Raw genomic sequence first — 12,344 nt, 5'->3', positions numbered from 1 at the left:
CCAGGAGCACGCCCACCCCTGACCAGCATCAATGACGACCCACCCACGATGACAACTACCGCAGCACCCCAGTGACAATCACCTGCGGTGTCGCACATGGACGGCCAAGCGCGGCACGGCAGCCGTCGAGTAGCGGTCTAGGACGGTGTGATCCGGTACGTGAGGTGAGTTACCTGGGGGGAGTCGACCACCCGTGTGGGCACGAGGCTGAGATCCGGTGAGACGCCGTCGAAGAGGCGGACTCCCGAGCCGAGTACGAGGGGTGCGAGGTGGATCTGGAGCTCGTCCAGCAGCCCGGCGGCGAGGTACTGCCGTACGGTGTCCGCACCGCCGGAGATCTGTACGTCCTTGTCCCCCGCGGCCTTGCGCGCCTGGGCCAGCGCGCTGTCGATCCCCTCGGTCACGAAGGTGAAGGTGGTGCCGCCCTGCCGCACCCACGGTTCGCGCGGGGTGTGGGTGAGGACGAAGACGGGGGCGCGGAAGGGCGGCGGGTCGGGCCAGCCGACCTCACCTCCGGCGAACATCTGCCGCCCCATGATGTAGGCGCCGGCGCGGGTGAAGTTCTCCTGGACGATGTCGTCGTCCTGGTTGGTCTCCCCGCCCTTGATGCTCTGGCGCTCCCGCCAGCTCTCGACGCCGAAGACCCACTCGTGGATGCGCATTCCGCCGTCACCGAGCGGGTTGTCGGGGTGGGAGTTGGGCCCGGCGATGAAGCCGTCCAGGGACATGCCCAGGCTGGCGAAGACCTTGCTCACGCCTGCTCCCCGGTGGTGAAGAAGCCGGTCAGGACAGGGGCGAGGGCCTCCGGGGCGATGCCGTGTTCTTGGCCGGGGAAGACGTGGAGGGAGAAGTTGTCGGCCAGCGCGGCGAGTTCCCGCGCCCCGCTCAGCATGTGCGGTGCGCCCGCGTCCCCGCTGCCGACGAGGACGGGCATGGTCACGGACTGCCAGCGGTCGGCGGGCAGCGGCCGGCCGGACATGGTGTCGCCCATGACCTGGCCGTCGTAGGGCAGGGTGCGTGCGGTGGCCTCCATGCCGGACCAGAAGGGGGCCTGGCGCATTGCGGCGACGGCCTCGGCGGGCATGCCAACGGCCGCGGTCATGAAGTAGGCCACGGCATCGCCGTACGCCTCCTGCCCCACGAGCTCCGTCAGGTGGGCGACGTAGTCGACGGGCAGCGGCGGGCGGCTGTCGTCGGTGATGAAGGGCGGCTCGTACACGGCCAGGCGGGTCACGGCGCTGCCCCGGGCCACGGCTTCCAGGGCCAGCACGGCGCCCGAGGACATGCCGAAGAGCATCGCCTCGCCGCCCACGCGCTCGATCAGCGCGTCCAGGTCCTCCACCTCGCGCTGGACGTCGTACGCCGCGCTGTCACCGCTGTCGCCGCGGCCCCGGCGGTCGTAGGTGATCACGGTGCAGTGCTCGGCCAGCAGGCCGGCGAGGGCGGCGGAATCGCCGCGCGTCATGAAGGCGCCGCCGACGAGCACTACGGCAGGCCCTGCGCCTTGCTGCTCGTAGGCGATGGCCGTGCCGTCTGCGGAGAACACCTTGTCCATGAGAAGCCACTCCAAATGTCTGCGCGGTACGCAGGGCCAGAAACCCTGCGCTTCGGAACTAGACGGTACAGTACCCATATGAGTACTGGTCAGTCCAGTACTCTTCTGCGGGGGGCGAGACGGATGGAGAAGGAGTCGATGATGGACAGCCGTTCAGCGCGCAAGCACGAGGCGATCCTGGAGGCCGCGACCAGCGTCTTCCTCGACAAGGGGTACTCGGGGACGAGCATGGACGACATCGCGAAGCGGGCCGCGGTGTCCAAACAGACCGTCTACAAGCACTTCGCGGACAAGGAGAAGCTGTTCGCCGAGATCGTCCTGGCCACCACCGACCGGCTCGACACCACCATCGACCTGCTGGCCGGCATCCCGACCGACGCCGCCAACCTGGAAGAGAGCCTCACCCGGCTCGCCCGCCAGTTCCTGACGACCCTCACCCACCCCCAGGTCATCCAGCTGCGGCGCCTGATCATCGCCAACGCCGACGTCTTCCCCGACCTGGGAACCGAATGGTACGAGCGGGGCTTCCAACGAGGGCTCGCCACTCTCGCGGCGACCTTCCAGCGACTGGCCGACCAGGGACTGCTCCGTATCGAGGACGCCCTCCTGGCCGCTAACCACTTCTCCGGTCTCCTGCTGTGGATCCCGGTGAACAAGGCCATGTTCACCGGCAGCGCCCAGCACACCGACGCCGACCTCGACCACTACGCCGCAGCCGGCGTACGCGTCTTCCTCGCCGCCTACCGCTGACCCGGCAAAGCCCCCATCCGACCACCTCTTGAGAGAAGGCCGTATGACCAGGTCCGAACGCACCCTCATCCGCGACGGCGTCCGCATCTCCTGCCGTGACCGGGGCGGAGACGGACACCCCCTGGTCCTCCTGCACGGACTGGCCGGCCACGCCGGCGAATGGGACGACATCTCCCGAGGCCTGAGCCACCAATACCGGGTCGTCGCCATGGACCAGCGCGGCCACGGCGCCAGTGAACGCCGCCCACGAGATCTCTCCCGCGCCGCCTACGTCGCCGACGTCGTCGCCTTGGCAGAACAGCTCGACCTGCGGCAGCCCATCCTGATAGGCCAGTCGATGGGCGGCAACACAGCCATGCTCACCGCTGCCGCGCACCCCGAACTCATCCGCGCCCTCGTACTCGTCGAAGCCGGCCCCGGCGGCCCGAACCCGGACACCCCCGCGGAGATCGGCGGATGGCTCGGCTCCTGGCCGGGAGGTGTCCGCCACTCGGCCGGCGGAGCGGACGGCGGGATCAGGTCCGGCAGCGCAAGCCTCGACAAGTCTGCCCAGTCGGCTTCCGCGAGCTCCTCGCCGGCCTCTACCGCGGACACAGCGCCGAGCCGCTCCGGCTTCCCCGGCCGGGTGACCGCCGCGTAGCGCTCACGCTGCGCCGACGTGAGGTCTTTACGCAGGCGCCGGCTGCGCGCGGCCCGCGCCGTACGGACCGCGGTGATCTGCTCCGGGCTTGCCTCGTCCGCGACGGTCGCGGGGCCCAGGTAGCGGCCGGTCGTGGCGTCGAAGACCTCGATGCGGTGATCGTGGTGCGGCATGAACCGCACCCTGACCCCGGTACCCGCCAGGCCGCTCATCCACGGCCCCACATAGTCCCGCCTGCGGAACCGCACACCACGGGTAGAAATCACCCGGACACGGCCGTCGTCCTCGAGCGTGAACGTCCACAGTTCCTCGGGGCTGACCTCCCGGACCGGAGTCGGGTCGGCCTCCCATGCCTGCAGCGGAGACTTTCCGTTCAGCGGCTCCGGACGGTGGGAGGTGTTCCACCACTCCACCCAGTCCAGCAGGCGAGCGGTGAAGTCCTCGAAGTCGAGCAGCACCTCGTCCTTGGGCCGTGTCCGGCGCCTGCCTGGGCGCGGCTGACGGACATAGCCGGGTAGTGCCGCCAGGAACATCGACTCCACGGCCCGGTTCAAGCCCTTCACGGTCCCCTTCAGGTGCGGGGTGTAAGCAAACGACTCCCCGCCCACAGCGCCCCACACGGGACCCGGGCCGACTCCCTGGCGCCCGCGTGGGACGCCGCAACCTCCTGGACACTCGCCCACGGCATCCACCAGCTGGCCGTCTGCCGCACCGACCGCCTCACCCACGCCCGCCACAGACAACTCCTCGCCCTACGCGAGCGGACCGGCATCCACCTCACCCTCCTATGGCACCGGCCTGAAGACAAAGCACTGGCCCAGCTACTCGGCGGCCTGGAACACCAAGTGACCGACGCCTCGACCAGGCCCACACCATCCTCTACACAACCGCAGCATCAGCAGCCGACACCCCAAGCCTCAGCCCGCACCGGCCCACCGAGAGCCTGGACGACCGCGCCCCTCATCACCTCGGGACAGAAGTCACCCCGCCCGCCCGCGCCCCCCGCCCAGGCGCGGACCACACCACGCTTGTCTTCTCTCCATCACCCGAACCCGCCGGCCCCGACCTGCGCCGGGACCAGGAAGCCGGCCTGGCCCACCGCCTGCACCGCATCGCCCATCCCCCGCACTCGGCAGCCACGGCCATTCACGCCCTCACCGGAACAAGCACGGCCCGACTCGCCCTGATCCGCGGCATCCACATCGACGAGACAGCGGCCGTCGTCAAAGTCCACGACACCACAGCCCACGCCACTGCCGGATCCACCCCGTCCCCGGCTGGGCCCGCCCCCTGCTGACCGCGGCAAAAACCTACAGCCGGCTGCAACAGCGCAACCCCGACCAGACCCTCTTCCCCCTCATCAGCAGCCGAGATGCCGAAGCACTACGCCCAACCGCAACCAGCATCCACTACCACCTGACCGCCACGCCGGGTGCGGTCCTGACGGTCCCGGTAGTTGCAGGATGCAGCAGCCCTCCACACGGCGCTCCTACCGCCTCAAACCCGGTCCAGGCACCCCCGGCCGCCCCACCCACAACAGCGGCTGCACCACCAGCCCCCTACCGGTAACGGCAACCATTCGCTGTGCCTCCAGCCACTACTCCGACTTCCACAAGGCCTGGGCACTGGAACACGACATATGCGAAGCCACTGTCACCGGCGAAGTGATGTCCCAGGTCGAGTAGCACGCCGTCCAGACCGCATACCGAAGCCCCGACAAGACCAGCAGCCTCACCACCCACTACGGGACGTGTGCCCAGAACAGCTCGGAGAGCTGGAACTACCTGGCGACAACCGGCTCCCCCGGACAGGTCGCGGAAATCACCGGGGCACTGACACTCTGCCCGGACCATCCCCAGAAAGACAAAATCACAAAACTGCCAGCCCAGGCAGGGAAACAGAACAAACTCAGAGCAACAGGAAAAATCTTCGGCTCGGGAGCCCTCCTGATCAGGACCGAGGTCACAACAGACACCCACTACACCACCGACATCAAAGGCTGCTACTGGGAACGAACCCACTCCAACAGTCAGATGCCAACGCCGCGAAACGCGTCCAGGCAACCATCCGCGCCAGCAACCACTCCTTCAACAGCCAACACCACGGCGAATGGAAACCCCACGACAAACGACCCCCACCAGCCCCACGACCAGCCAAACCATCAAACCCTCATTCCGACCCGCAACCAACCGACCAGCCGCCCTCCAAAAACATCAACACCCAATCAGCAACCACGTCAACACAGGAAACCTCACCAACCCCACAACTCCAACACTGACATCACACTGCCGAACCACCACCAATAAAACCCCGCAGATCATCAGTCGGTGCAGTGCCGATTCGTCCAGCACGACCCATAAGCGGAAGGGCCGGGCGGGGTGGTGGGCCCGGCGCTGACGGCGTAACCGGACCTCGCGGCGCACGGCGATCTGCTCCTCCGTGGCCAGAGGGATCGTTTCCGCGATGACCGCAGCCGCGTATGGGGGAGTTTGCAGCAGGCCCGGGATGACCATCGGCTCGTAGGAGCGGATCGAGACGGCTGCCGTCTCGAGGCCGATGTAGACGGCGTACGGGAGCTCGCCGCAGGCCACCTACCAGCCCTACCGGTCCGAATCCGTGGCCATCCGCATCAACGAGTCGATGACCTGCGGGTCTGCGACTCCGTAAAGGCCGCAAAGATCCCGCACATCACGGGGCTTGATGGCCCGGCGGCCATTCTCCAAGTGACTGATCTTGGGCTGAGAAATCAACAGGCGTTCGGCCACCTGCGTACTCGTCAGTCCACTGACCTCGCGGAGCCGGCGCAGCTCCGCTCCCAGCCGACGTCTCCTGACGGTCGGGTTTGCGTTCACCGCCACGGGCGGTCTACCTCCGGCTCCGGACTCTCCACCAGCCACAGGAATCGAGGCGGCCAGACCCGGGCGAACGCACCGTGCGGTTCATGATCACCGAGCCCCTGCCGACGAGTGTCACAGCACGCGAACGCAGCCGCGTGCACAGCCCCCGCAGGGTTCACCCAGATGCCATGACCTTTCACCCATCTGGCGCTGACGACGGCCCCGCCGCCGGGCGCGGTAGCGGGGCCGTCACACGGGTACCGGCCCGGGATAGCCGGGCGGGCGGGCAGGCGGGCAGGCGGGCAACGTGTCGTCACTCAACGTCTGCGCGTCCCGACGTCACGCCGGTGGGGCCGCTCAGGTCCGCACGCGGCTGTTGGGTCCATTCGAATCGAATCAACGATCCGGACGCTCGTGTGAGCGAGGCCCGGTGACGGCTCCTGTCGCGCGGTTCCCGACGCGATCAGGTAATCAGGAACGGTGAACAAGGACGCGACCGACCCCTTCGTGCATGTCCGGGGCGCCAGTGAGAACAACCTGCGGAACATCGACGTCGACGTTCCGCGGGACGCGATGGTCGCCTTCACCGGCGTCTCTGGTTCGGGCAAGTCCTCGCTCGCGTTCGGCACGCTCTACGCGGAGGCCCAGCGGCGCTATTTCGAGTCCGTAGCACCGTACGCCCGAAGGCTGTTGCAACAGGTCGGTGCACCGCACGTGCAGGAAATCACCGGACTGCCACCGGCCGTGGCCCTGCAGCAGCGACGCGGGTCGCCCAGCTCGCGCTCGACGGTCGGCACCCTCACCACGCTGTCCAATCTGCTGCGCATGCTGTACTCCCGCGCCGGCACCTATCCGCCCCGGGCCGCACGGCTGGAGGCCGAGTCGTTCTCACCCAACACCGCGGCCGGGGCCTGCCCGGAGTGCCACGGACTGGGCGTCGTGCACGACGTCGCCGAGGACCTGCTCGTCCCGGACCCCTCGCTGAGCATCCGCGAGGGGGCGATCGCCGCCTGGCCGGGCGCCTGGCAGGGAGCCAACCTGCGCAGTGTCGTGAGCGGCCTGGGGATCGACATCGACCGACCGTGGCGCAGGCTCAGGAAGAAGGACCGGGACTGGCTGCTGTACACGGACGAGCAGCCCTCCGTGTACATCGAGCCGGAGGAGGACCGCGTCGACTACGGCTACCAGGGCAAGTTCTGGAGCGCCCGCAAGCACGTCATGCACGTCCTCGCCGACTCCAAGAGCGAGAAGATGCGCGAACGGGCGCTCCGGTTCGTCAGGAGTGTGCCCTGCCCGGAGTGTCACGGCAGCGGACTGCGGCCCGAGGCGCTCGCCGTGACCTTCGCCGGACGTTCCATCGCCGAGATCAACGCGATGCCGCTCACCAAGGTCGTGGGGCTGCTGCGGCCCGTCGCGGGGCGGTCCGAGGCCGACGCCACCACGTCGACCGCCCGATCCGGGGAGACGACCGAGGTCGCGGTCCGGATCTGCGGCGATCTGGTCGCGCGGGTCGACGTACTGCTCGACCTGGGCCTCGGATATCTCAGCCTCGGGCGCCGCTCGACGACTCTGTCGCCCGGCGAGGCGCAGCGCCTGCGGATCGCCACCCAGCTGCGCTCGGGGCTGTTCGGCGTCGTCTACGTCCTCGACGAACCCTCCGCGGGCCTGCACCCGGCTGACGCGGAACCGCTGCTGGACGTGCTGGACCGCCTCAAGGCGGCGGGCAACTCGCTGTTCGTCGTGGAGCACGACATGGACGTCGTACGGCGGGCAGACTGGGTGGTCGACATCGGCCCCGGGGCGGGCGAGGGCGGCGGGCGCGTGCTGTACAGCGGCCCGGTCGCCGGTCTGGAGCGGGTGGCGGAGTCGGCCACGAGCCAGTACCTGTTCGGGCGCGCCAAACCGCTCGATCACCGCCCGCGCACACCGCATGGCTGGCTGCACCTGAGCGGCGTCTCCCGCCACAATCTGCACGACGTGTCCGTCGACGTACCGCTCTGCGTACTGACGGCGGTGACGGGCGTGTCCGGTTCCGGAAAGTCGACACTGGTGACGCAGGTGCTCGCCGAGGTCGTCCGCGGCCACCTCGGACTCGTACCCGAGGAGCCCGATGAGGCGCAGCTGGTAGTTGACGTCCAGGACGCGTCGGGGGTCGAGTCGTTCGACAGGCTGGTCCGGGTCGACCAACGGCCCATTGGCCGAACTCCCCGTTCCAACCTGGCCACGTACACGGGGATGTTCGACGCGGTGCGCAAGCTGTACGCGGCGACGGACGAGGCCAAGGCGCGCGGCTACTCGGCCGGGCGGTTCTCCTTCAACGTGCCCGAAGGACGGTGCGAGACCTGCCAGGGCGAAGGATTCGTCGCGGTGGAACTGCTCTTCCTGCCGGGCACCTACGCACCGTGCCCGGCCTGCCAGGGCGCCCGGTACAACGCCGAAACGCTGGAAATCGCCTACCGCGGCAAGAACATCGCGGAAGTGCTGGGGTTGTCCGTCGACGCCGCGGCCGCATTCCTGTCCGCCGTCCCGGCCGCCTCCCGCAGTCTGGAGACATTGCGCGAGGTGGGACTGGGGTACCTGCGGCTGGGGCAGCCCGCGACGGAACTCAGCGGTGGTGAGGCGCAACGCATCAAACTGGCCACCGAACTGCAGCGGGCCCGCCGCGGCCACGCGCTCTACCTGCTCGACGAGCCGACGGCGGGGCTGCACCCCTCGGACGTCGCGCTGCTGCTGCGACAGCTGCACCGGCTCGTCGACGCCGGCAACACGGTCGTCCTCGTCGAGCACGACCTGGACACGATCGCCACCGCCGACTGGGTCATCGACCTCGGGCCGGGCGGCGGCGACGCGGGCGGGCGGGTGGTCGCGGCGGGCCCGCCGGCCAAGGTGGCGAGAGCCCGCCGCAGCGCCACCGCGCCCTACCTCGCGGCCCGGCTCGCGCGCTCCTGACGACGGCGCGAGGGGCTGAGCACCGGTCAGCCGGGTTCGGGGCGCAGGGTCGCGCGCGTCGCCATGCTGCGTTCCAGCTTGTGGCGGATACCGCTTGCGAGGTGTCCCGTCTGGGGCCATGCCACGATGAGTTCGGCGACACGGCGTATCTTGCTGTCGGTGTGAGGTGTCGTTCATTGTCGTTCACCAGTGACGACCGGGTCCGGGATGTGATCCACAACTTCAACGCCGACGGCTTCGAGTCGCTGTATCCGAAGCACAAGGGCGGCCGGCCCAAGACGTTCACGCTGCCTGAGCGGCGCGAGATCAAGAAAATCGTAGTTGGCCAGTCCGAGCGTCACAGTTGGCCACGGCACCTGGCCTGCGCCGATGCTCCCCTCCCGGCAGAATGCCTTCCCTGCAATGCACTCCACTGCTGTCGCTTGCAGGGTGGATGGGAGGCAGGCGGAGGTCAGCCGACGTGGATGTGGACGCTGGTGGACTTGACCCGGGCGGTGGCCGAGACGCCTGGCTCCAGTCCGAGTTCTTCGACGGCTTCGCGGGTCAGCAGGGAGACCACGCGGTGGGGGCCGGCCTGGATCTCGACCTGGGCCGTGACGTCCCCGAGGATCACCTTGGTAACGATGCCCGGCATGGCGTTGCGGGCTGAGGTAGTCGATTGCGTCTCGTCGGCGTTCTCGTTGGTGAGTTCGACGCAGAACGCGGCCAGGCCCGGGCCCGGAATCAGGCGTTTGCTGCCCTGCCGGGTCGCGGGGAAGCGTCCCGCGGCGGCCCAGCGGCGGGCGGTGTCGGTGCTCACGCCGAGGAGTTCGGCAGCCTCGCTGACGGTGTAGCAGTGCACGCCGCCCACCCTGGTCCGGACAGGGGAGAGCACCTGATCAAGCGAGCGTCTGGAAGGCGTAGAGGGCACCGATGCCAGCGGCCAGGGTGCCCAGGAGCAGGCGCAGGAAGGTTTCCGGGAGGCGGGGCTGGAGGCGGGCGCCGAGGTAGCCGCCGATCAGACCGCCGGTGCCGCTGGCCAGACCGAGCCACCAGTGGGGGGCGACGGGCCCCGGGCTGGCGGTGGCCAGCACGGTGTAGGCGGCGGCGCCGGCAATGGAGGTGGTGAACGTCGCGGCGAGCGTGGCCGGCGCGATGCGGGCCAGAGGCATGCCACGCGCGGCGAGGACCGGGCCGAGGAGGGAGCCGCCTCCGATCCCGTAGATGCCGCCGACGACACCGACGGCCAGAGCCAGGGCGGCGAGGGCGGCCGGAGACGGCTCGGCCGTATCGGGATGCGGCCGGTGGGAGGCGGGGCGCAGGGTGCGCAGGCACAGCCAGGTGCCGAGCGGTAGGAGGAGAGCGGCGACCAGGATCCGGAAGGCGCCGGGCCCGGGGAGGGCGAAGACGCGGATGGCGGCGCCTGCGGTAACGCCGGGCAGGGTCCACAAGACCAGGCGTCGGGCCAGGCCGCCGCGCAAAGCGCCGTCCCGGCGATAGCGCCACAGGGCCCCGGGCCCGGCAACCACGTTGAACAGTAGGTTCGTCGGGGTGACGGCCGGACTGGGCACGCCTAGGACGCTGATCTGGACTGGGAGGAGGAAGACCGCCCCGGACACACCGACCGGCGCGGTCAGCGTCGAGATCAGCAGTCCGGCGGCGAAGCCGGCCCAGATCGTCCACTCCACAGTTGTCCCCGCTCCCCGCTCCCCGTTCGTCCCACCAGTATCGGAACGCTCCGAGGCCACAGGGCAGAACCGTAATGCGATGTTCATGACGGCTCCGGAGCACCTGCTCGCTCGTTTGCCAGCGCGGTGACAACTACGGCTGAGAACATGCCGTGGGTGACAACAGGCTCGTAACTCTGGTGACAGACCACGTTGAGAATCCGGCGCCAAGTCGCAGGCCGGCCACCAGCGCCGGTGACAACTATCGCTGCGAGGCACACTCGTAGACCGTGACCCGCAGGTCGCGCATCGCCTCTGCCACCCGCGCGGCAGGCCCACGTACGCGGAGAGCCGGTAGGCCACCGTCCGGAGGGCTGTGAGCTCCGCGGCGCTCACCGCGCCTCGCGCCAGGGGGAACATCCCGGCCTGGTACATGCACAGCCCCGCCACCAATTGTCGGCGAGACTCTCAGCGTCCCCGTCGACCGGCCGGGGGATCTCCCAGGGGGGCTGGAGCAGTTCCTTGAAGAAACCGACGGTCTGGCGGCGTGAGGGCAACGCCCAGGGATCCGCATCGAGGCCGCCGGCTCCGCGCAGACCAAAGACAACAGGCGGCCGGTCCGCTCCTCCAGGTCGTTCGCCGTATGCCAGGGCTGTCGTGTGCTGGCCCAGGAGAACGACCTGGAGGCCCGAGCGTCCCCCGGGCGTCCTAGAAGACGACGGGATAGTCCAACCGCGACTTCCCGCTCATTGCGGAGGTGAGCTCAGCCCGCGGGTCATCGGGGCTGGGCGCGCCGACGGCGACTGCGACTGCGACTGCGACATAGGGTGTGGCGACCACTGTTTCGGGTGCGGTCACGGCGACGGGGGCGGCGATGGCGGCGGCGATGGCGAGGACGGCGGTGGCGCGCAGGGTCCACTTCAACACGGTGAGGCTCCGATCTCGGGGTGTGATGGCATGCCCCTTGATCGTCGCCACCTGTCCGGTGTCCGGACATCGTCCGAAGGTCGCGACCGTATCCCCCGCACAGGGGAGGCGGCCACCGCGGGGGTGCCTCCCGTCTTCGTGAACATCGATCCTGGGCAGATCGGACCGCCTCCCAAACTCGTGGACAACCACTGCCACGACTCAGGTTCTGGCTCAACTTCCGTGGTGAGGGCTCGACGCTCAGTTCATCGCAACCCTGGACGGCAAGAGCCAGCAGGTCAGTGCGTGGTCCGGTTCCGGCACGAGCGCGCGCGGTGCTGTTCCACAGAAGTTGGGCCAGAACCCCGACTCTGACGTCACCGTCGCACGGGCCCGCTTCGGGTCGGCTGGACCAGCTCACGCCAGGGTTGATCGTGCGGTCGCGTGGCACCGCACGTACTCGATGGTCGCGCCGCCAGGGTGTCGCACGGTCAGGTTGCTGCCGGTCGGCACCTCGTTGGGGCCGTCGAGGATCTCCCCGCCGTGTCGCTCAGTGATGCGCAGGACCTGGTCGATGGACTCCGCGATCGTGGTGGCGTGGGTGCCGCGGTACGGAGCGAGAGCTTCCTCCGAACCTGCCAGAAGCAGATAGCCGCCGACGCTCGCGAGTTCCAGGTCGCGATAGGTGAACCGCAGTCGCGGCTGCTCTCCGGCGAGTTCGACGAAGGTCGGCAGGGCCACGTCCAAGTCGTCGACGTAGACGCGGGCAAGGGTGGCGAGCACTGGCACGGCCATCTCCTAGATCATTTCGCTTTCCCGAAACATCGAAGTGATCTGCTTACTACGGGTGTCACGCCGGCGAAGACGAGGAGGATCAGTGGGACGGCTCGGCCTTGAGGAGTTGGACCTGGCTGTTGTGCTGCATGCCCTGGGCGATCCTGTTCGGTTGGCACTGGTCCGCTGGATGGCCTAGGTGTGTTGTCCGGGGAGGTTGGTGACGCGGCTGGCGGGTGTTTGGCCTTGGATGCCGGTGTGGGGTCGGTGGTAGTTGTACCAGTCGA

The 12,344-nt window shown here is 68.9% G+C and carries 8 protein-coding genes and 4 pseudogenes; 4 read left to right on the top strand and 8 right to left on the bottom strand.

The features are described 5' to 3' along the window. Positions 1 to 137: 137 nt before the first annotated feature. Positions 138 to 755, bottom strand: coding sequence for a dihydrofolate reductase family protein (locus tag ACZ4TG_RS38040; RefSeq protein WP_468173003.1), 618 nt, complete (start codon positions 753 to 755; stop codon positions 138 to 140). Beyond that, positions 752 to 1,555, bottom strand: a complete 804-nt coding sequence (locus ACZ4TG_RS38035; protein WP_468173001.1) for an alpha/beta fold hydrolase — start codon at positions 1,553 to 1,555, stop codon at positions 752 to 754. Before ACZ4TG_RS38035 ends, ACZ4TG_RS38040 begins: the two co-directional genes overlap by 4 nt. Before the next feature lie 141 nt (positions 1,556 to 1,696). Here ACZ4TG_RS38035 and ACZ4TG_RS38030 point away from each other — a divergent pair, with 141 nt between their 5' ends. Next, complete coding sequence (locus tag ACZ4TG_RS38030) at positions 1,697 to 2,305, top strand: TetR/AcrR family transcriptional regulator (RefSeq protein ID WP_468172998.1); 609 nt, start codon at positions 1,697 to 1,699, stop codon at positions 2,303 to 2,305. 43 nt (positions 2,306 to 2,348) lie between these two features. Next, a pseudogene (locus tag ACZ4TG_RS38025) lies at positions 2,349 to 2,780 on the top strand (alpha/beta fold hydrolase); the annotation flags it as partial. A gap of 293 nt (positions 2,781 to 3,073) precedes the next feature. Here the strand turns inward: ACZ4TG_RS38025 and ACZ4TG_RS38020 are convergent. Both ACZ4TG_RS38020 and ACZ4TG_RS38015 read right to left on the bottom strand, forming a co-directional pair. Next, positions 3,074 to 3,478: pseudogene (locus ACZ4TG_RS38020) on the bottom strand (Mu transposase C-terminal domain-containing protein); the annotation flags it as partial. Between the two features lie 1,785 nt (positions 3,479 to 5,263). Then, a pseudogene (locus tag ACZ4TG_RS38015) lies at positions 5,264 to 5,803 on the bottom strand (Scr1 family TA system antitoxin-like transcriptional regulator); the annotation flags it as partial. 459 nt (positions 5,804 to 6,262) lie between these two features. Here ACZ4TG_RS38015 and uvrA point away from each other — a divergent pair. Then, positions 6,263 to 8,731 carry an excinuclease ABC subunit UvrA gene (gene uvrA, locus ACZ4TG_RS38010; RefSeq protein ID WP_468172995.1) on the top strand — a complete coding sequence of 823 codons (2,469 nt, stop codon included), beginning with the start codon at positions 6,263 to 6,265 and terminating at the stop codon, positions 8,729 to 8,731. A gap of 176 nt (positions 8,732 to 8,907) precedes the next feature. After that, positions 8,908 to 9,081 (top strand): annotated as a pseudogene (locus tag ACZ4TG_RS38005) (helix-turn-helix domain-containing protein); the annotation flags it as partial. Between the two features lie 101 nt (positions 9,082 to 9,182). Here the strand turns inward: ACZ4TG_RS38005 and ACZ4TG_RS38000 are convergent. From ACZ4TG_RS38000 to ACZ4TG_RS37985, 4 genes are all read right to left on the bottom strand, one after another. After that, positions 9,183 to 9,572: a TOBE domain-containing protein gene (locus ACZ4TG_RS38000; RefSeq protein ID WP_468172992.1), complete on the bottom strand. Its 390-nt coding sequence runs from the start codon at positions 9,570 to 9,572 to the stop codon at positions 9,183 to 9,185. A 37-nt stretch (positions 9,573 to 9,609) separates the two neighbouring features. Continuing rightward, positions 9,610 to 10,398, bottom strand: a complete 789-nt coding sequence (locus ACZ4TG_RS37995; RefSeq protein WP_468172990.1) for a sulfite exporter TauE/SafE family protein — start codon at positions 10,396 to 10,398, stop codon at positions 9,610 to 9,612. 687 nt (positions 10,399 to 11,085) lie between these two features. Then, positions 11,086 to 11,355 carry a hypothetical protein gene (locus tag ACZ4TG_RS37990; RefSeq protein WP_468172988.1) on the bottom strand — a complete coding sequence of 90 codons (270 nt, stop codon included), beginning with the start codon at positions 11,353 to 11,355 and terminating at the stop codon, positions 11,086 to 11,088. 345 nt (positions 11,356 to 11,700) lie between these two features. After that, a complete protein-coding gene (locus tag ACZ4TG_RS37985) occupies positions 11,701 to 12,078 on the bottom strand; it encodes a VOC family protein (protein WP_468172985.1) in 378 nt (125 codons plus the stop codon). Positions 12,079 to 12,344: the final 266 nt, after the last annotated feature.

This window comes from Streptomyces sp. NPDC028314, assembly GCF_055565795.1.
Note: the sequence above shows the minus strand (reverse complement) of the source record. Positions and strands in the feature narration are given on the sequence as shown.